We start from the raw sequence: 24,045 nt of genomic DNA on the forward strand, positions 1-24,045 counted from the left end.
AAAACATAAACTTTCGGCTGGGGGTTCACGAAGGAGGGGTGAATTCGTTAGTCTGCGCAGGTTGGGGGGGTAATTATTTTATTTTTGAAGGAAGTATAATTGGAAGATATTTACGAAACAAAATACGAAACAGGGCAGGATAATATTCAAAAATTCGGCATGGATATTCATCATCCCGTTTTTTGGGTTTCAACTATTTTAGTATTTTTATTTGTTATTGGTACCTTAATCGCACCGGAGCCTGCGAAAATTCTATTCGACGGCGCCAAGGCCTGGATCATTAATTATTTCGACTGGCTGTTCATGGCCGGGGCCAATGTGTTCGTCCTGTTCTGTCTGGCGCTGATTGTGCTGCCGGTTGGGAAAATTCGCCTGGGCGGGCCGGACGCGACGCCGGAATTTTCCTTGATGTCCTGGTTCGCCATGCTGTTTGCCGCGGGCATGGGGATCGGCCTGATGTTCTGGTCCGTGGCGGAACCCACGGCCTATTACACCAATTGGTTCGGCACGCCCTTGGGGGTGGAGCCACGCACGCCTGGCGGCGCCGATGCGGCGCTGAGTGCGACCATGTTCCATTGGGGGCTGCACCCCTGGGCAATCTATGCGGTGGTCGGCCTGTCGCTGGCGTTCTTTACCTATAACAAGGGCCTGCCACTGACGATCCGCTCCGGCTTCTATCCGCTGATCCAGGACCGAACCTGGGGCTGGTTCGGCCATGTGATCGATACCGTCGCCGTGCTGGCGACCCTGTTCGGTTTGGCAACGTCGCTTGGCTTCGGGGCACAGCAGGCGGCGAGCGGGCTGCACTTTCTGTTCGACATCCCGAACACCATCAATGTCCAAATCGCCATCATCTTCGGTGTTACCGCCGTGGCCGTGTTGTCCGTGGTGCGCGGCCTCGACGGCGGGGTGAAGGTTCTGTCGCAGATCAACATGGCCATGGCGGCCTTGCTGCTGGCCTTCGTATTCGTGGTCGGGCCCACGGGCACCATCGTGGGCAATGTCGTTGATACGGGGGTCAGCTACGTCACCACCATCGTGCCGCTCAGCAATTGGATCGGGCGCGAGGACGAAAAATTCTTTCACGGCTGGACCGTGTTCTATTGGGCCTGGTGGATTTCCTGGTCGCCCTTTGTCGGCATGTTCATCGCCCGGGTGTCGCGCGGCCGCACGGTGCGTCAGTTCATCATCGCCGTGCTGCTGGTGCCGACCCTGGTGACGCTGGTGTGGATGGCCGTGTTCGGCGGATCCGCCCTGTATCAGGTCGAAGCTGACATGGGAGAACTGGCCGACGGCCTTGAAGACGTGTCGCTGGCCATGTTCCAGATGCTCGATAACCTGCCGCTGGCATCGGTTACGTCCTTTGTCGCCATCTGTCTGGTGCTGGTGTTCTTCGTCACCTCGTCGGATTCGGGCTCATTGGTGATCGACAGCATCACCGCCGGCGGCAAGCTCGACGTTCCCGTGGTTCAGCGCATTTTCTGGGCCGTGATCGAAGGCGTCGTCGCGGCGGTTCTGCTGTTCGGCGGCGGGGTGGATGCCCTGGGCGCGCTGCAGGCGGCGGCGATCTGTGTCGGGCTGCCGTTCACGGTGATCCTGCTGGCGATGTGCCTGAGCCTCTATCTTGGTCTCCGCCATGAGTTGGCGGGCGAACGGGCGGCGGCGGCGGGTTGAATTAGTCCGCCGTCTTGCGATAGGGGGCGAGGAAATCGCGGAACCGGCGCGCGACCTCAGGCGGGGTCACGGTCGGGCGGCCCAGTTCCTTCATGGACCCGGGTGCGATCTTCACATGGATCAGATGCGGGCCGGGGGTCTTGAGGGCTGCTGTGACCGCCTGCTTAAAGCCGTCCAGGCTGTCGGCTTCCCAGCCGGCGGCATAACCGCAGGCCTGGGCGACACGGGCGAAGCGCACGGCGGGGGCCGTGGTCGGCTGACCACCCGTGGAATCGTAGGTGCCGTTGTCGAACACCATATGGATCAGGTTCGTGGGCGCCATCGACCCGATGGTCGCCATCGACCCCAGCTTCATCAGGGCAGCTCCGTCGCCGTCGAACACGACGATGGGCGAGGTGACGTTGAGCGCCGCGCCCAGGCCCATACCGGCGGCCCCGCCCATGGAGCCGACTTGGTACAGGTGCTGCTTGCGATCTTCGATGGTGAACAGTTCGCGTCCGCATTTACCCGTGGTGGCGATGATGCCGGCGTCGTCCGGCAGGACCTCCAGAACGGCCTCCATGGACCGCATGCGCCCCGGCAGGTCGCCGCCGGTGAACAGATCCGTAACCGGGCCCATGTCGGGGGCGGGCAGGGGCGTGGCGTCCAGGCCGTCGTCCGCCACGCTGCCCTTTTCCATGATGAAGGCGAAGGGCAGGTTTTCGGCGTCCATGTAGCTCTGGGCCACTTTCAGGGCGGGCTCGACGCTTCCTGCCTCCGTCGGGAAGGGCAGATGGGGGATGCGGATGACATCCAGCAGGTCCGGCGTGATCTCGCCCATGACTTCGTGCTGGGGTTCGTCCTTCAATCCCGGTGCCCCTCGCCAGGTGGTCACCACAAGCGACGGGATGCGGAACGGATGGTTGAGCGACGTCAGCGGATTGACCGCGTTGCCCAGCCCTGAGTTCTGGAACATCACCACCGTGCCGCGCCCGGCCAGCCAAGCGCCGGAGGCAATGGCCACGGCCTCGCCCTCGCTGGCGGCCGGCACGTAGTCGAGCCGCACGTTGCCGCCCCCCGCCGTCCCACCGACCAACTTGTTGATCAGGGGGGTGAGGAACGGGCAGGGCACGCCTGTGAAGAAATCGAAGCCCCGCGCGCGCAGCGGGGTCAGGAAGTCGTCGGCGTCGATCATGGCGGGGCTCCGGGGTCAAAAGTCTGAAACCAGTTCCCTCTCCCTTAAGGGAGAGGGCAACGAGGCTCAAGCCCGGAAGGGCTTTAGCCGCAGTGGGTGAGGGGGATTTTGACTAGGGCGCCCCCTCACCCCGGCCCTCTCCCCCGGACCGGGGGAGAGGGGGGATGGATGGTTGTCCTTGATTGTTTAGAGGAACAATTTCGCCTGGTTGAGATCGGCAGCCTGGTCGATGTCCATCCATTGTCCGGCCACGTAGGCGACGGAAATTTCGTGCCCCTTGGCGACCAGGCGGGAAAACAGCGCGGGCAGGCCCGCCTTGGTCTGGCCCTCGGCCAGCATGGCGTCGATTTCCGCGCGCAGGGTTTCTGCTCCCTTTTCCGTGACGCGGGCCAGGCCGACCCATTCGCCCGCGATGCGGTCCTCGGCGATGTCCGGGCCCATGGCGGTCAAGGTTACGGGCGCGTCTTCGTCCATGAAGTCGGCGGCGAAGGGCAGGGAGCATTCGGCGAAATCGCGCACCCAGACCGCTTCGGCATCGTCGCCCTGGTGTTCTTCGCTGCGCACCCGCCATTGGCCGTCGATGACGACGACGATGTCGCCCGTCGTTTCCATCAGCTTGTCGACAAGGTGATGGCGGAACAGGATGTCACCATAGGCGATGACGCAGTCTCCCTGGATCGCGTCCTTGGCGCAGGCCAGGCTGCCGACCTCGCCGGTTTTTTCGTAGAAGTCGTTGTCCACCGTCCGGATGCCCGGCAGGTTGATCATCTGCTTGGCGTAGCCGCGCACCACCGTGATGTCGCGCACACCCGACTGTTTCAAGGCATCGGTCATGCGGGCCAGCAGCGGCCGGCCGCGCACGTCGATCATGCATTTCGGCCGGTCGGCGGTCAGCGCACCCAGGGCCTTGCCGCGGGAGGCCGCCAGGATCACGGCCCCCGGCGCCTTCTTGGCCGGCAGATAGCGGCCTTCAGCCTGGCGCAGTTCGTCGTTGCCCTGCAGTTGGAAAATTTCCGACACGGTCGTGATATGCGGCTCGATCCCGGCAAGGCTTTCCTCGCGTAGGATACGGGCCGTGGTATCGCGCATGGCGGTGATCGCGGCGCGCAGGTTGTGGTTGGCCCAGATGGCCAGCGACACGCCGGCCTTGCGGAACTCATCGGTTGGTGTCGCGTAGTACTTGGTCGGCACGATCACGACCGGCACGCGGTTGTCCCATTGGCGCATGAATTCCATGATTTCGTCCGCCGTCGCCAGCTTGGAGTGGCACAGCACGGCATCGGCCCCGGCTTCGGCATAGGCATGGGCACGGTCGAGCGCCTCGTTCAGCCCGCGCCCGGCGATGAAGGCCTCCAGCCGTGCGACGATGGAGAAGTCAGGGTCGGTCTGGCTGTCCTTGCCCGCCTTGATCTTGCCCGCGAACTCGGCCATGTCGGCCAGCGGCTGGCCCTCGCCGATGAAGGAATTGGTTTTCGGGAACAGCTTGTCCTCGATACAGATGCCGGCGATGCCGCGCTGGCAGAACTTGGTCACCGCGCGGCGCATGTTGTTGAAGTTGCCCCAGCCCGTGTCGCCATCGACCAGGATCGGGATCGACGTGGCGTCGGACATGAATTCCAGAACTTCCAGGACCTGGGTCCAGGAGGCCTCGTTGTTGTCGCGCACGCCCAGCGCCGCCGACATGGACAGGCCGGACGCCCAGATGCCCTTGAACCCGGCTTCCTCGACGATCTTCGCCGACAGGCCGTTATGGGCCTCCATGATGAATTCCAGATCGGGAGAGGTCAGCATCTGGCGCAGCTTGCCGGCCTTGGTCAGGGGTTCGGAATGGGTGGTGCGGGCGTCGCGGTTGGACGTGATCATGATGTCTCCGATGGCAGATAGGGCAATGGCATTTGGAATGGCGTGGAGTACGACCCGATAATTGGGCAAATCTATGGCAGGTATTGATAGAGTCGATACTGAGGCCGGGTTATAACCCGGCCGCCACGAATTTGTCACTCAACAGTTTGTGAAGGCGATCCGGTTTCGGGCATGTGCAAAGGGTGGGGTGGGCCGTTTGGCGGCACGCACTTGTATGGTTATTAATTGTGCAAAATTGCTTTATTGCATAATTAATAAACAATATATGCGCCTTCTTGAGGACGCCCAAGGCAAGGAGATGTTATCTAATCCATTGATATATAATAAATAATTTTATCTTCAGAGGCCTTGTGCGAATTGGCACGGCGCTTGCCATTACCTTGCCGCAACGCAGCAACAATTCCTTATTTGGAGGCCATATAATGAAAACGTATTTCCGGGCGGCAGTGGCGGGCATCGCCCTGGCCGCGGCCGCGATGACGAGCACCGTCGCGCAGGCCGCCGACACCATCAAGGTCGGTATCCTTCATTCTCTGTCTGGCACCATGGCGATCAGCGAAACCACGCTGAAGGACGTCATGCTGATGCTGATCGAGGAGCAGAACAAGAAAGGCGGCCTGCTGGGCAAGAAGCTCGAAGCCGTCGTCGTGGACCCTGCGTCCAACTGGCCGCTGTTCGCCGAAAAGGCGCGCGAGCTGATCGAGGTCAAGAAGGTCGACGTGGTGTTCGGCTGCTGGACCTCCGTGTCGCGCAAGTCCGTTTTGCCGGTGTTCGAGGAACTGAATTCGGTGCTGTTCTATCCGGTCCAGTACGAAGGCGAGGAAAGCCAGAAGAACGTATTCTACACGGGCGCCGCGCCGAACCAGCAGGCGATCCCCGCCGTCGATTACCTGGCCAAGCAGGAAGGCGTGAAGCGCTGGGTCCTGGCCGGGACCGACTATGTCTATCCGCGCACCACCAACAAGATTCTTGAGACCTATCTCAAGGACAAGGGCGTGCCCGCCGAAGACATCATGATCAACTACACGCCGTTCGGTCATTCCGATTGGCAGACGATCGTCGCCGACATCAAGAAGTTCGGTTCCGCCGGCAAGAAGACCGCCGTGGTGTCGACCATCAACGGTGACGCCAACGTGCCGTTCTACAAGGAACTGGCCAACCAGGGCATCAAGGCCGAAGACATTCCGGTCGTCGCATTCTCCGTCGGCGAAGAGGAACTGGCCGGTCTGGATACCGCCCCGCTGGTCGGTCATCTGGCGGCCTGGAACTACTTCATGTCCGCCAACACGCCGGAAAACGCTGCGTTCATCAAGAAGTGGAAGACCTTCATCAAGAACGACAAGCGCGTGACCAACGACCCCATGGAAGCCCATTACATCGGCTTCAACATGTGGGTGAAGGCGGTCGAGATCGCCGGTACGACCAAGTCGGACGAAGTGATCGACAGCATCGTCGGCGTCACCGTGCCGAACCTGACGGGCGGCGTGTCGGCCATGATGCCGAACCACCACATCACCAAGCCGGTGCTGATCGGCGAGATTCAGGCCAACGGCCAGTTCGAAACCGTGTCCTCGACGCCGGGCCTGGTGCCGGGCGACGCCTGGTCCGACTTCCTGCCGGGTTCCAAGGACCTGATCTCCGATTGGCGCAAGCCGATGTCCTGCGGCAACTTCAACGTCAAGACCGGCAAGTGCAGCGGCAAGGGGTCCTGAGTTAGGGCCCGGTCACAGCCGTGACGGATACAGACCACACGGGTGGGCGGGGCAAACGCCCCGCCCCCCACGCCACCAATAATTTCCGCAACCACCACCCTGGCAACGGCGGCAGGTCCATGGCGCGAATACTTCCTTCATTATTGCTTTTCCTGGCCCTGGCCGGGCTGATTCCGGCAGGGCCGGCCCAGGCGGCGGATGAGGCCCTCCAGGCGCAGATCGATGCCCTGGGCACGGGCGGGTTCTCCGACACGGGCAAGCAAATTCAGGCCCTTGCGGCTTCCAGCGACGACCGCGTCGTCCAGGCGCTCGAGGCTCTTCTGGCCGGCGACCTTTATGTCCGGCCCTCCGACAAGAAAGTCTTCATCACCAAAAAGACCGACGGCGGTTTCGCCCTGATCGACCCGCTTTCGGGTCAGGATGCCGGTGCGTCCGACAGCTTCTCGGTCAAGAAGATCCGCGTGAACAACCGCCTGCGGCGCGAACTGAAAGCGGCTCTCGGCGGCCTGACGTTGCTGTCCAAGGACCCCGCGGCGCGCCTCAAGGCGGCGGGTGCGGTATTCAAATCCCAGGACCCGGACATGCTCGCCCCCCTCGAGGCCGCGATCCTCAAGGAGACCGAAGACAAGGTGAGGAAGGCGCTGCAGGGGGCCCGCGCCGCCGTGCAGCTGAAATCCGACGTGCCAGAGGCCGACAAGATCGCGGCCCTCAAGCTGATCGAAGAACGCGGCGACCGTGACGCGCTTTCCGTTGCCCTTGCCGCCGCCGCGCAATCGGAGGGCGCCGTGAAGGCCGCCGCCGAGGCCACGGCAAAATCCATCCGCCAGACCCTGGAACTGTGGGGCGCGGCGCAGAACGTCTGGTACGGCCTGTCGCTGGGCTCGGTCCTGCTGCTGGCCGCCATCGGCCTTGCCATCACCTTCGGCGTCATGGGGGTCATCAACATGGCCCACGGTGAAATGGTGATGATCGGCGCTTACGTGACCTTCATGGTGCAGGAAGTCATCCGCACCTCGATGCCGGAAATGTTCGCCTACTCCCTTTTGATATCGGTGCCGCTCGCCTTTCTGGTCGCGGGCGCCATCGGCATGGCGGTGGAACGCTGCATCATCCGCTTCCTATACGGCCGCCCGCTGGAAACCCTGCTCGCGACCTGGGGCCTTTCGCTGGTCCTGCAGCAGGCCGTGCGCACCATCTTCGGGCCCTCCAACCGCGAGGTCGGCACCCCCGACTACATGGCCGGCGCCTTCGAGATCGGCCACCTGACCATCACCTACAATCGGCTGTGGATCATTGTGTTTTCCCTGGTCGTGCTGTTCGCCCTGATGGCGGTTTTGAAAAAGACCTCCCTCGGCCTGCAGATGCGCGCCGTCACCCAGAACCGCCGCATGGCCGGCGCCATGGGCATCCGCACCAGCTGGGTCGATGCCGTGACCTTCGGGTTGGGTTCCGGGATTGCCGGGATCGCCGGTGTGGCGCTCAGCCAGATCGACAACGTCAGCCCCAACCTGGGCCAGTCCTACATCATCGACAGCTTCATGGTCGTGGTGTTCGGCGGGGTCGGCAACCTGTGGGGCACCCTGGTCGGGGCCATGACGCTGGGCGTCGCAAACAAGTTCCTTGAACCCTATGCGGGGGCGGTGCTGGGCAAGGTCCTGGTCCTCGTGTTCATCATCCTGTTCATCCAGAAACGTCCACGGGGGCTGTTCGCCCTCAAGGGCCGGGCGATCGAGACATGATGACTCTCAAGCTCATTCAAGGCGGCTTCGACCGCCGCACGGCAATCTTCCTGGGGCTGTTGTTCCTGATCGTCATCGGGGTGTCCGTGCTCAGCCTCGGCACCGACGCGGACAGTCCGCTGCATGTCTCGTCCTATTCGGTGGCGCTGCTCGGCAAGTATCTTTGCTATGCCTTGCTGGCGCTCTCGGTGGATCTCGTCTGGGGGTTCTGCGGCGTGCTGTCGCTGGGCCATGCGGCGTTCTTCGCCCTCGGCGGCTACGCCATGGGCATGTACCTGATGCGCCAGATCGGCACCCGCGGTGTTTATGGCGACCCGATCCTGCCCGACTTCATGGTGTTCCTGAACTACAAGGAACTGCCCTGGTTCTGGTACGGCTTCGACCAGTTTTGGTTCGCGGCCTTGATGGTCATCGTGGTGCCCGGGGTGCTGGCCTTCGTATTCGGCTGGTTCGCCTTCCGCTCGCGGGTCACGGGGGTCTATCTCTCGATCATCACCCAGGCCCTGACCTTCGCCCTGATGCTTGCCTTCTTCCGCAACGACATGGGTTTCGGCGGCAACAACGGCCTGACCGATTTCAAGGAAATCCTGGGCTTCGACGTGCAGGCGGATTCAACCCGCGTCGGCCTGCTGGTGGCGTCGGCGGTGGCATTGGCGCTCGGCTTCATCATCTGCAAGGCGCTGGTCAATTCCAAGTTCGGCAAAGTCCTGATCGCCGTGCGCGACGCGGAAAGCCGGACCCGGTTTTTGGGGTATCGGCCCGAGAACTACAAGCTTCTGGTCTGGACCCTGTCGGCCTGCATGGCGGGGGTCGCGGGCGCGCTTTACGTGCCCCAGGTCGGCATCATCAACCCGTCGGAATTCACGCCCGCCAATTCCATCGAGGTCGTGATCTGGGTCGCCGTCGGCGGCCGGGGGACCCTGGTGGGGGCGACGGTGGGGGCGATCATCGTCAACTTCGGCAAGACCCTGTTCACGGGCATCCTGCCGGAATTCTGGCTGTTCGCGCTGGGCGGGCTGTTCATCGCCGTGACCCTGTTCCTGCCCAAGGGCATCGTCGGCACCTATGACGACTGGAAGGCCAAGCGCCGCGCGTCCAAGGATGCCGCCGCCGCACCCCAGCCGCAGGAAGGGGATTGAGCGCATGTCGTTGAAAAGCTCGATCCTTTATCTGGAAAACGTCAACGTCTCGTTCGATGGCTTCCGGGCGCTGCGTGACCTGTCGCTGACGGTAAAGCCCGGCGAAATGCGCGCCATCATCGGCCCCAACGGGGCCGGCAAGACCACGATGATGGACGTCATCACCGGCAAGACGAAGCCCGACAACGGCCGCGTGCTGTTCGACGAGACCGTGAACCTGACCCGCATGGACGAGGCCGAGATTGCGTCCCTCGGCATCGGTCGCAAGTTCCAGAAACCGACCGTGTTCGAGAACCACACGGTCTGGGACAACCTTGTCCTGGCGCTGAAATCCGGGCGGCGGGCCTGGGACACCCTGTTCCACATCACGGGCGCCAAGGATAGGAAAGAGATCGAGGATATCCTCGAAATCATCCGCCTGACCCGTGTGAAGGACGAGATTTCCGCCAACCTGTCCCACGGCCAGAAACAGTGGCTGGAGATCGGCATGCTGCTGGCCCAGGACCCCAAGCTTCTTTTGGTGGACGAACCGGTCGCCGGCATGACCGACGCGGAAACGGAAGAAACGGCGCGGCTCTTGCGCGACATCGCCCAGCGCCATTCCGTGGTCGTCGTCGAACACGACATGACTTTCGTGCGCGACCTGGACGTGCAGGTCACCGTGCTGCACGAAGGCTCGGCCATCGCTGAGGGGACGCTCGATTACGTCAGCGCCGACGAGCGCGTCATCGAAGTTTATCTGGGACGCTAGGAAGAGGAAGACGAGAGATGCTTGAAGTCCAAAACGTCGACCTGTTCTACGGCGCCGCCCAAGCCCTTCGCGGCGTCAGCATGAAAGCCGAGGTCGGCAAGGTGACCTGTGTCCTGGGCCGCAACGGCGTCGGCAAGACCAGCCTGCTGCGTGCCATCGTCGGCCACCATCCCATCGCGAACGGCGACATTCTGTGGGACGGGGACTCGGTCAATTCACTGGCGACCTTCGACCGGGCCCGGCGCGGCATCGCCTATGTGCCCCAAGGGCGGGAAATCTTCCCCCTGCTGACCGTGCAGGAAAACCTGGAAACGGGCTATGCCGGCCTGCCGGCCAAGCTGCGGTTCATCCCCGACGAGGTGTTCGAGCTGTTCCCCGTGCTGAAAGACATGCTGAAGCGCCGGGGTGGCGACCTGTCCGGCGGCCAGCAGCAGCAATTGGCGATCGGCCGGGCGCTGGTCACGCGGCCGCGCCTGCTGGTGCTGGACGAGCCGACGGAAGGCATTCAGCCTTCCATCATCAAGGACATCGGCGGCGCCATCAAATTCCTGCGCGACCGGTCGAACAAGCAGGACGAGGCGTCGTCCTTCCGGGTCTACGACACGCCGCCCCGGGAAACCAACGGCGCGACCAACAGGACGGTGAAGGACGCGGTTTCCTACTTGCGCGAGAAGGGGGAAATGGCGATCCTGCTGGTCGAACAGTATTTTGATTTCGCCCACGAATTGGCCGACGCCATCACCGTCATGGACCGGGGCGAGGTCATTGTCGCCGGTGACAAGAGCGAGTTGGACGCGGACGATGTACGACGGCACCTCACCGTCTGACCGGCCCGGCGAGATCATTCCCCTTCAGCGCGCCCGCGGTCGGGCCCGGATCGCGGTCCGGGCCGAAGACGGCATCACGCGCCTGGCGGACCTGTATCAGGACGGCTGCGCCAAAATCCGCCTGCCCAAGGTTTATGGCCCGTTAGCCACTGATCCGGGGGTGGAGGCGGTGCTGCTCAACACGGCGGGCGGCCTCACGGGCGGCGACGTCTATGCGACCGAGGCCCTGGCCGGGCCGGGCACGTCCCTGGTCCTGACCTCCCAGGCCTGCGAGCGGGTCTACCGCGCCACGGGGGATCAGCCGGCGCGGGTCGATACGCGGCTTTCCGCCGATGCCGGGGCGTGCCTGCACTGGCTGCCCCAGGAAACCATTCTGTTCGATGGCGGGCGGCTGGAGCGGACCCTGGATGTAGACCTTAGCGGCGACGCGGCGTTCCTCGCGGTCGAGGCCCTGGTGCTGGGGCGGGTCGCTTCGGGCGAGACGGTTGCCGGCGGGGCGTTCGCCGATTCCTGGCGCATCCGCCGCGACGGAAAATTGATCTTTGCCGACGCGGCGCGGATCGGCGGCGATATCGACGCCGTGGCCGCCGGCCCCGCCGTTCTGGCGGGCAACAAGGCGATGGCGACGGTGGTCCTGGCCGCCCCCGGGGCGGAAGAAAAATTGGTGGACGCGCGGGCGGTGCTGGATGCGCTGGCGACAGCGGGGGCGAGTGCGATGCCGGGCCTGCTGATCTGCCGTCTGGTCGCCGCCGACGACCGGGCGCTTCGGGCCATTCTGGTCCCGCTGCTCAATCTGCTGGCCGGGCGGGCGCTGCCCCGTGTCTGGCACCTCTAGACGTCAAAGAAGATAAAGGGAGGATCCATGAACCTGACACCCAGAGAAAAGGACAAGCTGCTGATTTCCATGGCGGCGATGGTCGCGCGCAAGCGGCTGGAGCGGGGGGTCAAGCTGAACCATCCGGAAGCCATCGCGCTGATTTCCGACTTCGTGGTCGAGGGGGCTCGCGACGGGCGATCCGTCGCCGACCTGATGGAGGCGGGGGCCCATGTCATCACCCGTGATCAGGTCATGGAAGGGATTCCTGAGATGATCCACGACGTGCAGGTTGAAGCGACCTTTCCCGACGGGACCAAGCTGGTCACCGTCCACAACCCGATCCGTTAAGGGAGGATGCCATGATCCCAGGTGAAATCATCGCGGCCCCCGGCAAGATCGAATTGAATGCGGGCCAGCCGACCGTGACCTTGACCGTCGCCAACACGGGCGACCGCCCGGTTCAGGTCGGCAGCCACTATCATTTCTATGAAACCAACAGCGCCTTGGACTTCGATCGGGAGAAGGCGCGCGGCATGCGCCTCGACATCGCATCGGGCACGGCCGTGCGGTTCGAGCCGGGCCAGTCCCGCGACGTGACCCTGGTGCCGCTTCTTGGCGCGCGCAAGGTCTACGGTTTCAATCAAAAGGTCATGGGTGATCTCGACGGGGGAGCGAACTGATGCCGGCAAAGATTAATCGGGCGGCCTATGCGGACATGTTCGGCCCGACCGTGGGCGACCGTGTGCGGCTGGCCGATACGGAGTTGTTCATCGAAGTCGAAAAGGACTTCACCACCTATGGGGAGGAGGTCAAGTTCGGCGGCGGCAAGGTCATCCGCGACGGCATGGGCCAATCCCAGGCGACCCACGCCGAGGGGGCGGTAGACACGGTCATCACCAATGCGCTGATCGTCGACCATTGGGGCATCGTCAAGGCTGATGTGGGGCTCAAGGACGGGCGCATCGTCGCCGTCGGCAAGGCGGGCAATCCGGATACCCAGCCGGGCGTCGACATCGTCATCGGCCCGGGCACGGAAGCCATCGCCGGCGAGGGCAAGATCCTGACCGCAGGCGCCCTCGACGTGCATATCCATTTCATCTGCCCGCAGCAGGTGGACGAGGCCCTGATGTCGGGCGTCACCACCATGCTGGGTGGTGGCACGGGCCCGGCCACGGGCACCAACGCCACGACCTGCACCCCCGGCCCCTGGCACATCGGGCGCATGATCCAGGCGGCGGACGGCCTGCCCATGAACCTTGCCTTCGCGGGCAAGGGCAACGCGGCGCAGCCGGCGGCCCTGATCGAACAGGTCCGGGCCGGGGTCTGTTCCCTGAAACTGCATGAGGACTGGGGCACCACCCCGGGGGCGATCGACTGCTGCCTGTCCGTCGCCGACGACATGGACGTGCAGGTGATGATCCACACGGATACGCTGAACGAGTCCGGCTTTGTCGAGAACACCATCAATGCCTTCAAGGGCCGGACGATCCATGCCTTCCACACGGAAGGGGCGGGCGGCGGCCATGCGCCGGACATCATCAAGGTCTGCGGCGAGATGAACGTGATCCCGTCCTCGACCAACCCGACCCGGCCCTACACGGTGAACACGCTCGAAGAACATCTGGACATGCTGATGGTCTGCCATCACCTGGACAGCAATATCCCCGAAGACGTCGCCTTCGCCGAAAGCCGCATCCGCAAGGAAACCATCGCGGCGGAAGACATCCTGCACGATCTGGGGGCGTTCTCGATCATCGCCTCGGACAGCCAGGCCATGGGCCGGGTGGGTGAGGTGTTGATCCGCACCTGGCAGACCGCCGACAAGATGAAGCGCCAGCGCGGCCGGCTTGCGGGGGAGACGGGAGACAACGACAACCTGCGCGTCAAACGCTACATCGCCAAGTACACGATCAACCCAGCCATCGCCCACGGCCTGTCCAAGCATGTCGGCTCGGTCGAGGTCGGCAAGCGCGCCGACCTGGTGCTGTGGTCGCCCGCCTTCTTCGGCGTGAAGCCGGACATGATCCTGATCGGCGGCACCATCGCGGCGGCGGCCATGGGTGATCCCAACGCCTCCATCCCGACCCCGCAGCCGGTCCACTACCGCCCCATGTTCGGCGCCTTCGGGCGGTCCATGGCGGCGTCCGGCGTGACCTTCGTGTCCAAGGCGGCGCTTGACGACGGCATCGCCCATAACCTGGGCGCAGCCAAGGAACTGCTGGCGGTCGAGAACACGCGCGGCGGCATTTCCAAGAAATCCATGGTCCTGAACGATGCCACGCCCAAGGTCGAGGTCGATCCGGAAACCTATGAGGTGCGGGCCGACGGCGAATTGCTGACCTGCGAGCCGGCGGACGTGCTGCCCATGGCGCAGCGCTACTTCTTATTCTAAGGGAGACGGACATGCTTCGAGCAACGGCGCTCAAGCGGAAAGGGGACTGGTCGGGGGCGGCCGCCGATACGGTGGTGCTGGATTTTGACCATCGCCATCGGCGGCGGCTCGCCATGACGGGCACGGGCGGTCTGGCGTTCCTGCTCGACCTGGCCGAGGCCGAAGCCCTGGCCGACGGTGACGCCCTGATGCTCGACGACGGCCGTCTGGTCGTCGTGACGGCGGCGGCGGAACCCCTGGTCGAGGTCACCTGTGACGATGCCGATCATCTGGTCCGCGTCGCCTGGCATCTGGGCAATCGTCACCTGCCGACGGAATTGCTGGGCGACCGTTTGCGCATCCGCCGCGATCACGTGATTGAGGACATGCTGATTAAGCTGGGAGCGACGGTTACCCATGTGTCGGCGCCCTTCAATCCGGAAGGCGGGGCCTACGGTCATGGCCGCACCCATGGCCATGATCACGGCGATGACCACGACCATCATCACGGGCACGGAAGCCATTCCCATGGATAAGTCCTTGATGAGTTCGGGGGCGCTTTACCGGCTGCTGGCCTGGCTGTCGCCGGGCTATCCCGTGGGCGCCTTCGCCTACAGCCACGGCCTGGAATGGGCGGTGGAAACGGGGACGGTGGCCGACCGGTCGGGGCTGGAACGCTGGCTCCGCGACCTCTTGGCCCATGGCGGGGCCTGGTCCGACGCCGTGCTGTTCGCCCGCGCCCATGACGCCACCACCGCCGGGGATCGGGCCGGGCTGGCGGAGGTCAACGATCTTGCCGTTGCGCTGTGTCCCTCGTCGGAACGGCGGCTGGAAACCACGGCTCAAGGCAACGCCTTTCTGCTTGCCACGCGGGCGAGCTGGCCCTGGGACGACGACGATGCGGCGGTCATCCCCGGCGACTGCGCCTATCCCGTGGCCGTCGCCTGGGCGGCAGCGGGGCATGGGGTGCCACTGGAGGCGGCTCTACACGCCTATGTCCATGCCGTGGCGGCCAATCTGATTTCCGCGGGCGTGCGGTTGATCCCGCTTGGCCAGACCGACGGCCAGCGCGTGCTGGCGGCGTTGGAAGACGCCGTCGCCCGCACAGCCGAGGCCGCCTGGGCGGCGGACCTGTCCGCCCTCGGCGGCTGCGCCTTTCTTTCCGACGTGGCCGCCATGCGCCACGAAACCCAGTACACGAGGCTTTTCAGATCATGACCACATCCCCCCATGGACCCCTCCGCGTCGGCATCGGCGGGCCCGTCGGTTCCGGCAAGACGGCGCTGATGGAACAATTGTGCCGGGCCTTCCGCGACACCCACGACATCTGCGCCATCACCAACGACATCTATACCAAGGAAGACGCCGAGGCCTTGACCCGGCGGGGTGCTCTGGCGCCGGAGCGTATCATGGGCGTGGAAACGGGGGGCTGCCCGCACACGGCGATCCGCGAGGACGCGTCCATCAATCTGGCCGCCGTGGCGGAAATGCGGAAAACCTTTCCGGGCCTGGACCTGATCCTGATTGAATCGGGCGGCGACAACCTGGCGGCCACCTTCTCGCCCGAACTGGCCGACATCACCATCTACGTGATCGACGTCTCGGCCGGCGAGGAAATCCCCCGCAAGGGTGGGCCGGGCATCACCCGTTCGGACCTTCTGGTCATCAACAAGACCGATCTGGCCCCCCATGTCGGCGCCGACTTGGCCGTCATGGACCGCGACGCCAAACGCATGCGGGGTGACCGCCCCTTCGTTTTCACGAACATGAAGGCGGGGGCAGGCGTGACCGAGATCGTGGCGCTTGTGCGGGGGCTGGGCGGCCTGGCCGGCATCGAGGACCGGCAAGCCCAATCATAGGTATCCGCGTTTCAACGCGGCCGGTGGGGTGCGGATGCCTCGAGGAGGCATCCGCCGCCGAACCAGGGGGCGGGCTCGGCATTGCCCCGGGGGGACGATTGACTTGAGCGTCAGTCGAAGCCCTTGGCGTCGTCGTTTTTGTAGAATCCGGCGGTGTTCTGAAACACGTTCGGCTTGCGGTAGACAGCAAGAAGCACGGCGCCTTCATCGCTGTGGGTTTCGTGAAAGGATCCGGGCGTGCGCCAAACGTACTGGCCCGCGCGGCAGATGCCGTCGTGATCGTAAAACGATCCCTCGAGAACGAAGGACTGCTCGATTTCCGGGTGCTTGTGCATGGGCAGGGTCGCGCCCGGCTCCCACTTCAGCAGGCAGGTCATCTCACCCTTCTCACGGTCCTCGTACAGAACCTTGATCTGGATGCCTTCGAACTGGCTGGGGCTCCACTCAATTTTTCCCGGATCGACATAGACGGATCCGCCGGGCGTCGGCTCAACCTTCGATTTTCTTGTGGCCATGATGGGGTCTCCAATTAAAAAGTTTCCAATAAGGAAACATAATAGGTTGAAGGTTTCCCGGTGTAAAGTTGGTATATTTCTAGTTAATATATTGAAATTAAAAGATAATTCATAAAATTAACAAAATTAATCAGATTGCGTGGCCGAAAAAGTTTCCCTATTTTTGGTAATTGTTTCCCCGCCCGAAAGGGCGTGCGTGATGATGCCATCTGGCTCTGGTGACGCGCTAGGGGAGGATTAATCGCTGCGTTTGGGGGAGTAGACGACGACAAGGGCCTTGGCCTCGCCGTTGATCGCCTCGCCGCGATGGCGCAGCGTGGAATCGAAATAGATGCTGTCGCCTGGCTCCAGCACCGTCTGTTCCTGGTCGATGAAGAACCGGACGCGGCCGCTGATGATGAAAATGAATTCCTCGCCCTCGTGCTCGAAACTGATTTCGGCGCCTAATCGTTCGGGGAAGGTGAACAGGAACGGGTCCATGTGTTTGCTGGGCAGGCGATGGGCGAGAGCCTTGTAGTCGTAGCCGAAGGACGTGCCGCCGCGGATCACCGTGTGGCGTTCATTGGCGCGGACAATGCAGTGACGCGGGGACGGGGTGTCTTCGATGGGGCCGTTTCCGAACAGATCGGCGAGATCCGTTCCCAGGGACTGGCAAATCTTGGCCAAGGATCCGATGGGTGGGATCTTCTTCGAGTTCTCGATCTTGGAGAGGTAGCTTTTTGTGAAGCCGGTATGCGCCGCCAATGCCTCAAGGGTCATCTTGCGCGACTTCCTGAGGCTGCGCAGTTTCCCGCCGATTTGATTACTGAGTGACGGCATGGCTTGGATAATATGTCGGTCGTTGCGCTTTGTTCTGCTTCCAGGATTCGCTGTATTCCAGGATGCGCGCGGTTTCATCCGCGACTTCCGGCCCTAGACTGCGTGACAGCAGATGTAGTGTGGCGTCGATGGCCAAGACAACCCCCCCTCCCGTTAGGATCGCGCCGTTATCGACGATCAGCGCGTCTACAACCTTAACGGCCGGGTGTGCGGTCGCCAATAGATTGATCGGCGGTGTCTCGTTGCCCGATATCTCTTTTTTCGTCGTGGCCTGCAGGTTGTCGAGCAGCCCGGTCTTGGCCAGGATCATGGCGCCGGTGCAGACGGAGGCGACGGCTTCCGTGGCGGCGCGCTTTCGGATGAAGTCCGCAACCTCGGGAATCTTGCATTGTTCCGGCCATCCGGGGCCGCCGGAAACAATCAGATAATCCGCCGGCGGGCAGTCGGAAAACCCATAATTGGCCTGAACGACCATGCCGTTGGTCAGGGGAACGGGACCGGCTTCCTGCGCCACCAGGTAGATTTCGATTTCCGGGACGATCCGGCGCGCCATGGACAGTGTCCCGAAAGTGGCGCCCAGGTCGATGGGCTCGACACCGTCATAGATGAAGATTGCAAAGCGTGGAGCGGCGGTCATGGGGCTTCTGTCTTCCGTTTCCTGTTTGGCCTGATGCAAGGCGGCTGCCGGGCTTGATTCGGAGGTGCGAAAAAAGGGTATCCGCCGGAGCGCCCGTGTTGCCGACTGTATTGATTAAATTGCCCTATATGTCAACTTTTTGAGTAGTGAGAGATTTTTAGGAAACTTTTTTCAAGAAGGAGAATTTCAAAAAAGCAACGTAAAATCAATATATTGTATGAATTTAAACAAAAATAAACCCCATTTTTTGGCTTGATTCTTTATGCCTTAGGGTTTCCTGAAAATAAAAAAGTTGACCAACAGGATACTATCAATCAACATTTTCAAAACCAAGAGGACAGAGACGTAAAGACGTTAACTGTGCCGCCGGGAGGCCTAACGAAGGGAGAATAAGATTTGCGCCGAAGGCGCATCGGATGCGGGGATCAACTGTCCACTTCGTCCCGCAGACCAATCATATGCATACTGTGGGGGCGGCATCGCACCGGCACGTTGAAGGCCCATAACGTCTTGGGCTGACACCGGCGGCATTTCAGGGACAGCCCTGCCACCGGTTCTGCTGCTTGCCCCGCAAGTACATACCCACGTGATAACGCCGTCCGGGGGTCGCGCAATGTGGCGCTAGATACCATTGCCAACAACCAGGATAGGATTTCAGAAAAATGAGTCGCTTTCTCAGAACTCTAAAACGTACTGCCGTTGCCGCCGCTGTTGGAGCGCTTGTCGTTTCCGTCAGCACGGCCGGGTTTGCGGATGACAAAAAAGTCCGCCTTAAGGTTCAAAGCTGGTTCCCGACCAAGGTTCCGCACGTCGGCAGCCAAATCAAGGATATCGCCGCCAGCGTCAAGGCGGTCACCGGCGGCAGCGTCAGCATGCAATTGTTCGAGCCGGGCGCGCTCATTCCGCCGGCCGAATGCTTCGATTCCGTATCCAACGGCGCGGTTGACGCGTGCTGGGGAATTTCCGGCTACTACTACGGCAAGAACCCGGCCCTGGCCGTATTCTCGGCCCTACCCTTCGGTCCCCGCTGGCCCGAACTGCTGGCTTATTTCTTTGAAGGCGGCGGCAAGCAGCAGTACGACGAGATCTATGCCCGCAATAATATCAAGGGGCTGATCTGCGGCGGCACCGTGGCCGAGGCGTCCGGCTGGTTCCGCAACGAAATCAAATCCGTCGAGGACTTCAAGGGCATCAAGATGCGGATCTTCGGCCTGGGCGGAAAGGTCATCGAAAAGCTCGGTGGGTCGGCCCAGTTGCTGGCGGCCGGCGATATTTTCCCGGCCCTTGAATTGGGCACCATCGACGCCACGGAGTTCGCCATGCCGGCGGTCGACCTGAAGCTCGGCTTCTATCAGGTCGCCAAGCATTACTATTTCCCCGGCTGGCATCAGCCGGCGACGCTATATGAGGTGATCTTCAACATGGACAAGTGGAAATCCATGTCGAAGACCCAACAGGCGCAGATCGAGGCGACCTGCGGCAACAATATCGGCCGCGCCATCGCGTTCGGCGAAGCAAATCAGTTCGAGGCCATGAAGATCCTGAAATCGAAGGGGGTGACGATCCATCAGTGGTCACCTGAAATCCTCGCCGCCTTCAAGAAGGCCTGGGAAGAAGTGGTCGCCGAGGAATCCGCGAAGTCGCCCGAATTCAAGCAGGCCTATGACACCTATATGGCGTTCCGCAAGGAATACCGGCTGTGGGCGGATAACGGCTACATCAAGGAATAGCCGCCGGTCTCATTTGGGTTTTGCCAACCAGGCGAAACGGGGCGGAGGGATGCACTAATCCCTCCGCTCCGGAACCCGCCTGAAAAGGGGGCGTCGTGCGTCATCTGTTAACTGTCTCGAACATCCTTAAAAGGATCGTCACCGCCATCGGGAACGTCGCGGCCTGGTCCGCGGTCCTGCTGATGGCCGTCATTCTGTTCGATGTCGTGTCCCGGCGGTTCTTTTCCGTCGGGTCCTCCGAATTGCAGGAGCTCGAATGGCACCTGCACACGGTGTTGTTCATGTTCTGCCTGGGCCTGGGTTATGTACGAAACGCCCATGTGCGGATTGACATGGTTTGGGAGAACCTGGGGCCACGAACGAAATGCTGGATCGAGATCATCGGCATTCTGACGTTCATGATGCCGTTCTGCCTGGTCGTCATCTATTACGGCGGTGAACTGACGCATCGTTCCTTCATCAAGGGCGAAGTATCATCCTCGACCACCGGCCTGCCGTACCGCTGGCTCATCAAATCAGCGATCCCGATCGGCATGTCCGTGCTGCTGATGGCCGGGGTCGCGGTGCTGCTGGAAAAGATCCACACACTCTGGACATTTTCTCAAGGCGACGACGACGGCGCCGGACCGGATCTGGCGGAAACCTGATGTTGTCCGCTCTTACCCATACAAATCCCGCACTCATGAAAAACGAACCGAGGGGCCGATGACGTTCGTCGCCGAATACCTGCCTGCGATCATGTTCCTGACCCTGGCGTTGCTGTTGTTCACGGGGTTTCCCGTCGCCTTCATCCGGGGGGGGATATCCCTGGTGTTCGGGTTCATCGGCCATGAACTGGATGTGTTCAATCTGGTCGAGTTCTACAACATCACGGCGCGCATCTGGGGCAGCGTGGCCGAAAAACCGATCCTGGTCGCCATTCCCATGTTCATCTTCATGGGCACGATGCTGGAAAAAAGCGGCGTGGCGACGGAATTGCTTGAATGCTTGCAGGTTTTGCTGCGGCGGGTGCCGGGGGGGCTGGCGATTTCCGTCACGGTCATGGGCACGGTCATGGCGGCGACCACGGGCATCGTCGGTGCCTCGGTGATCATGATGAGCCTTCTCGCTCTGCCGGTGATGTTGGACCGTGGCTACGACAAACGCCTGGCGACGGCGACCATCGCGTCGTCGGGCACGCTCGGCATTCTGATTCCGCCCAGCATCATGCTGGTCATCCTGGCCAACATGCTGGCCGTTTCCGTGGGCACGCTGTTCATCGCGGCCCTGTTGCCGGGGCTGATGCTGGCCGGTCTCTACGTTCTGTTCATCCTGGTCTTGTGTTGGTTCAAGCCCGAACTCGCCCCGTCGATCGGGAGCGACGAAGGGCCCGGGGGGGCCGTGAACCTGACGGTCATGGTCATCAAAAGCTTCCTGCCGCCGGTATTCCTGATGTTCATCGTGCTGGGATCGATCTTCCTGGGCTGGGCGACGCCGACGGAAGCCAGTGGCGTCGGTGCCTTCGGGGCGGTCCTGCTGGCGGCCATGAAAGGCAAGCTGACCTGGGCCACCATGCGCGAGGTGGTCGCCGAATTCTCCATGACCAACGTCATGATCTTCATGATCTTCCTGGGGGCCACGGCGTTCTCTTATGTTTTCCGTTCCCTGGGCGGCGACGACTTGATCGAAAGCGTCTTTACAGCCCTGGATATCGGACCCCATGGCGTCATCTTCATCATGTTGGCGGTGATCTTCCTGCTCGGCTTCTTCTTCGACTGGATCGAGATCATCCTGATCGTCCTGCCCGTGTTCACGCCGATCGTCGAGGGCCTGGATCTGGCGGGGCATGTCAGCGCCGAAGACCTGTTGCCCTGGTTCGCGATCGCCGTCGCGGTCAACCTGCAGACCTCGTACCTGACGCCGCCCTTCGGGATCACGCTGTTTTACATGAAAGGCATCGCCCCGCCGGGGGTGCGTATGGGGCATATCTATGCCGGGATCATCCCCTTTGTCGGATTGCAGTTGATCGGCCTGGCGCTGGTGGTGCTGTTCCCGCAGATCGCCATGTGGCTGCCGCATCTGGTTTATGACTGAGCCGGGGCGGGAAACGCCTGATTGGGTCCACGGCGGGCGATATTCCTGATAAAAGAAGGCGCATCGTTCACCATCGGAAACCGGCATGAAGAAACAATCTAAGAAGTTCAAGGTATTCCGCGCGTCCGCCGGACTTGGGCTGCGCGCCCTTCGGGATTTCAAGAAGTCCGAGGAACTCATCGAGTACACGGGCCCCCGCCTCAGCACCAAGAACGCCGACGCCAAGCCGAACCGTTATCTGTTTCAGCTGAACGACAAGTATTACATCGACGGTTCGCCGCGCTCCAACCTGGCGCGCTACATCAATCATTCCTGCCGGCCGAACGCCAAGGCGTTTGTCAGCCATGATGAAAAGCGCATCACCATCGAGGCGATCCGGCCGATCAGGGAAGGTGAGGAAATCACCTACGATTACGGCAAGGAGTACTTCGAGGAATACATCAAGCCGGTCGGCTGCCGATGTGTGAAATGCGCCGGCTCGTGAAGCCGTCCTGTAAATAGGGCCGTGTCGCAGGGCGTCGTTCCGCCTGAACCGTCAACACGGTTGCGGTGCGGGATCGCATCGCTGTATGTTTATTGCGAATCATTATCATTTAACCGTGGCGGCGCATCGTTGAGCTGGCCGCGAAAGGGACAAGGGTCCCCACCGTGTCGAACGAACAAGCCCTCGCGCTTTACATCGCCCATCGGCAGCGTCTGGTGACCGTCGCCAGCGGCATCGTCGGCGATGCCTGGCGGGCCGAAGACGTGGTGCAGGAGGCCTTCTTGCGGTTCCGCAAGGTGGCGGCCGATCAGATTCCGGATGAACCAGTGGGCTATCTCTATCGCGTGGTGCGGAATCTGGCCCTCGACCGGCGTCGCCGTCAGACGCTAGAGGACCGATACGTCGCGGCCACCGGCATGGACGAGATGTTGCAGGCCGTGCCGGGCAGTGCGCCCACGCCAGAGGACGAGGCGATCGCCCGCGAAGGGTTGCGCAATGTTATGGCGGCCATGGACGAACTGCCGGACCGGGCGCGGCTGATCCTGGAAATGCACCGCATTGGAGGGTTCACGATGAAGGAAATTGCCCAGCACGTGGGAATTTCGGTCTCCATGACCCAAGTGCTGCTGAAGCAGGCCATCGTGCATCTTCAGCGTCGCCTTTGACCGTTCCTTCGTGATCCTGTTGGAAAACTTGTCCGCTCGTGCGTTTACTATATATGGGGGCGGCCTGCCGGACCCCGTTTTGATCCCCATTGCCGGAGCGTCATGACCACGCCAGCCGACACCGACCAAGCGGAGCTTGAGGCCGCTGAATGGCTGATCGTTCTGGCTGAGAGGCCTGACGATGCGGATCTGCGCCGCCGGTTCGAGACTTGGCTCGGCGCCAACGATCTCAACGCGGAAATCTGGGCCCGCACGCGCCGCGCCTATGATTTCGCTGGCCGGGGCGCGGCGCGGACGGCGGATCAGTGGATCGCGCCGGCAGCGGCCGAATTTCCCCATTCCCGGCACATTGCGCGGAAGAAGACAGCCATCGCGGCCGTCGGCCTGGCGCTTGCCGCCTGCCTTGCGATCGCGGTGGTCCCGGATGTTCTGCTGCGGATACAGGCCGATCAGGTCACCGCGACTGGCGAGACGGGAGCCATGCGGCTGGCCGACGGTTCGCACCTGCGCCTGGGGCCCGAAAGCGCCGTCGCGGTGGATTTTTCCCCGGGCGCACGCCGGGTGAAGCTGATCAAGGGGCGGGCGTTCTTCGAGGTCCAGCCCGACCCGGACCGTCCGTTCCGGGTCAGCGCCGGGAAAACCACGGCGACGGTTCTGGGCACGGCTTTCGGTGTCAGCATGGCATCGGGCGGCGCCCGCGTCGCCGTCAGCGAGGGCAGGGTGCGGGTTGAAGATGCGTCGACCGCGCCGCCGACCCACGTGGACCTGACGCCGGGCGACTGGCTCGACGTGACCTGGAACGGCGGTACTCGGCACGGCCGGGCCCATGTCGACGAGATCGCGGCTTGGCGCGGCGGCGAGGTCGTCGCCCGCGACCGCCCGGCGGGCGAGGTGGTGGATGCGCTTCGGCCTTATTTTCGGGGCGCCATCGTCGTGCAAAGCGGCCGCTTCGCCGAACGGCGGGTGTCGGGCATCTATAATCTGACCGACCCGGCGGCGACCCTGGGCGGCTTGGCGTCGTCCCATGGGGCGGTCATGCGCCGAGTTTCGCCCTGGCTTCTGGTCGTCACGGACTGGTAGCCGCCGTCGCAAGCCGGGAGTGCCGGGCGCAGCCGCGCCGTTAGTGCAGGCGGGCGATTTTTTTTCATCCTTTTATTGGAATTCCCGAACGCCCGTCCGTTGGTTCAATAAGGGCG

The 24,045-nt window shown here is 62.5% G+C and carries 23 protein-coding genes and 1 pseudogene; 19 read left to right on the forward strand and 5 right to left on the reverse strand.

The features are described from left to right. Positions 1–159 precede the first annotated feature (159 nt). The gene (locus KFF05_03580; GenBank protein UTW53564.1) at positions 160–1,674 is read left to right on the forward strand and encodes a BCCT family transporter; all 1,515 of its coding nucleotides are present in this window, start codon (positions 160–162) and stop codon (positions 1,672–1,674) included. A gap of 1 nt (position 1,675) precedes the next feature. On the opposite strand, the gene aepY is transcribed toward KFF05_03580, so the two are convergent. Together aepY and aepX are read right to left on the reverse strand one after the other, a co-directional pair. Further along, the gene (gene aepY / locus KFF05_03585; GenBank protein UTW52470.1) at positions 1,676–2,848 is read right to left on the reverse strand and encodes a phosphonopyruvate decarboxylase; all 1,173 of its coding nucleotides are present in this window, start codon (positions 2,846–2,848) and stop codon (positions 1,676–1,678) included. Positions 2,849–3,034: 186 nt separating this feature from the next. Further along, positions 3,035–4,711, reverse strand: a complete 1,677-nt coding sequence (gene aepX / locus KFF05_03590; GenBank protein UTW52471.1) for a phosphoenolpyruvate mutase — start codon at positions 4,709–4,711, stop codon at positions 3,035–3,037. A 422-nt stretch (positions 4,712–5,133) separates the two neighbouring features. Between aepX and urtA the strand changes: the two genes are divergently transcribed. From urtA to ureG, 12 genes and pseudogenes are all read left to right on the forward strand, one after another. Continuing rightward, positions 5,134–6,423, forward strand: a complete 1,290-nt coding sequence (urtA, locus tag KFF05_03595; GenBank protein ID UTW52472.1) for an urea ABC transporter substrate-binding protein — start codon at positions 5,134–5,136, stop codon at positions 6,421–6,423. 119 nt (positions 6,424–6,542) lie between these two features. Continuing rightward, positions 6,543–8,162, forward strand: a complete 1,620-nt coding sequence (gene urtB, locus KFF05_03600) for an urea ABC transporter permease subunit UrtB (protein ID UTW53565.1) — start codon at positions 6,543–6,545, stop codon at positions 8,160–8,162. Further along, positions 8,159–9,301: an urea ABC transporter permease subunit UrtC gene (gene urtC / locus KFF05_03605; GenBank protein UTW52473.1), complete on the forward strand. Its 1,143-nt coding sequence runs from the start codon at positions 8,159–8,161 to the stop codon at positions 9,299–9,301. The genes urtB and urtC overlap by 4 nt, the downstream gene beginning before the upstream one ends. 4 nt (positions 9,302–9,305) lie before the next feature. Further along, positions 9,306–10,052 carry an urea ABC transporter ATP-binding protein UrtD gene (urtD, locus tag KFF05_03610; GenBank protein ID UTW52474.1) on the forward strand — a complete coding sequence of 249 codons (747 nt, stop codon included), beginning with the start codon at positions 9,306–9,308 and terminating at the stop codon, positions 10,050–10,052. Positions 10,053–10,069: 17 nt separating this feature from the next. After that, positions 10,070–10,612 (forward strand): annotated as a pseudogene (locus KFF05_03615) (ATP-binding cassette domain-containing protein). Between the two features lie 241 nt (positions 10,613–10,853). Then, positions 10,854–11,714, forward strand: coding sequence for an urease accessory protein UreD (locus tag KFF05_03620; protein UTW52475.1), 861 nt, complete (start codon positions 10,854–10,856; stop codon positions 11,712–11,714). Between the two features lie 27 nt (positions 11,715–11,741). Continuing rightward, a complete protein-coding gene (locus tag KFF05_03625) occupies positions 11,742–12,044 on the forward strand; it encodes an urease subunit gamma (GenBank protein UTW52476.1) in 303 nt (100 codons plus the stop codon). A gap of 11 nt (positions 12,045–12,055) precedes the next feature. After that, positions 12,056–12,376 carry an urease subunit beta gene (locus KFF05_03630; protein UTW52477.1) on the forward strand — a complete coding sequence of 107 codons (321 nt, stop codon included), beginning with the start codon at positions 12,056–12,058 and terminating at the stop codon, positions 12,374–12,376. Continuing rightward, entirely contained in the window at positions 12,376–14,088 is a 1,713-nt protein-coding gene (gene ureC, locus KFF05_03635) for an urease subunit alpha (GenBank protein UTW52478.1), read from the forward strand. Before KFF05_03630 ends, ureC begins: the two co-directional genes overlap by 1 nt. 11 nt (positions 14,089–14,099) lie before the next feature. Continuing rightward, complete coding sequence (gene ureE, locus KFF05_03640; protein UTW52479.1) at positions 14,100–14,603, forward strand: urease accessory protein UreE; 504 nt, start codon at positions 14,100–14,102, stop codon at positions 14,601–14,603. After that, complete coding sequence (locus tag KFF05_03645) at positions 14,596–15,285, forward strand: urease accessory protein UreF (protein ID UTW53566.1); 690 nt, start codon at positions 14,596–14,598, stop codon at positions 15,283–15,285. The genes ureE and KFF05_03645 overlap by 8 nt, the downstream gene beginning before the upstream one ends. Continuing rightward, a complete protein-coding gene (gene ureG, locus KFF05_03650) occupies positions 15,282–15,926 on the forward strand; it encodes an urease accessory protein UreG (protein UTW52480.1) in 645 nt (214 codons plus the stop codon). The genes KFF05_03645 and ureG overlap by 4 nt, the downstream gene beginning before the upstream one ends. A gap of 110 nt (positions 15,927–16,036) precedes the next feature. Here the strand turns inward: ureG and KFF05_03655 are convergent, their stop codons facing one another. From KFF05_03655 to KFF05_03665, 3 genes are all read right to left on the reverse strand, one after another. Further along, positions 16,037–16,441 (reverse strand): cupin domain-containing protein, encoded by a 405-nt coding sequence (locus tag KFF05_03655; GenBank protein UTW52481.1) that lies wholly within the window; start codon positions 16,439–16,441, stop codon positions 16,037–16,039. A gap of 237 nt (positions 16,442–16,678) precedes the next feature. Beyond that, positions 16,679–17,260, reverse strand: coding sequence for a helix-turn-helix transcriptional regulator (locus tag KFF05_03660; GenBank protein UTW52482.1), 582 nt, complete (start codon positions 17,258–17,260; stop codon positions 16,679–16,681). Further along, positions 17,244–17,897, reverse strand: coding sequence for a DJ-1/PfpI family protein (locus tag KFF05_03665; protein UTW52483.1), 654 nt, complete (start codon positions 17,895–17,897; stop codon positions 17,244–17,246). Before KFF05_03665 ends, KFF05_03660 begins: the two co-directional genes overlap by 17 nt. Before the next feature lie 662 nt (positions 17,898–18,559). Here KFF05_03665 and KFF05_03670 point away from each other — a divergent pair. The 6 genes from KFF05_03670 (at position 18,560) to KFF05_03695 (ending at position 23,929) form a co-directional block, all read left to right on the forward strand. Then, positions 18,560–19,627: a TRAP transporter substrate-binding protein gene (locus KFF05_03670; GenBank protein UTW52484.1), complete on the forward strand. Its 1,068-nt coding sequence runs from the start codon at positions 18,560–18,562 to the stop codon at positions 19,625–19,627. Between the two features lie 95 nt (positions 19,628–19,722). Beyond that, a complete protein-coding gene (locus KFF05_03675; protein UTW52485.1) occupies positions 19,723–20,274 on the forward strand; it encodes a TRAP transporter small permease subunit in 552 nt (183 codons plus the stop codon). Between the two features lie 58 nt (positions 20,275–20,332). Further along, on the forward strand, positions 20,333–21,700 hold the full coding sequence (locus tag KFF05_03680; protein ID UTW52486.1) for a TRAP transporter large permease subunit: 1,368 nt from the start codon (positions 20,333–20,335) through the stop codon (positions 21,698–21,700). An 85-nt stretch (positions 21,701–21,785) separates the two neighbouring features. Next, positions 21,786–22,184 (forward strand): SET domain-containing protein, encoded by a 399-nt coding sequence (locus KFF05_03685; protein UTW52487.1) that lies wholly within the window; start codon positions 21,786–21,788, stop codon positions 22,182–22,184. Between the two features lie 164 nt (positions 22,185–22,348). Continuing rightward, the gene (locus tag KFF05_03690; protein UTW52488.1) at positions 22,349–22,849 is read left to right on the forward strand and encodes a sigma-70 family RNA polymerase sigma factor; all 501 of its coding nucleotides are present in this window, start codon (positions 22,349–22,351) and stop codon (positions 22,847–22,849) included. Between the two features lie 102 nt (positions 22,850–22,951). Further along, complete coding sequence (locus tag KFF05_03695; GenBank protein ID UTW52489.1) at positions 22,952–23,929, forward strand: FecR domain-containing protein; 978 nt, start codon at positions 22,952–22,954, stop codon at positions 23,927–23,929. The last annotated feature ends 116 nt before the right edge of the window (positions 23,930–24,045 follow it).

It is taken from the genome of bacterium SCSIO 12827 (assembly GCA_024397995.1).
Lineage (GTDB): Bacteria > Pseudomonadota > Alphaproteobacteria > Rhodospirillales > Casp-alpha2 > UBA1479.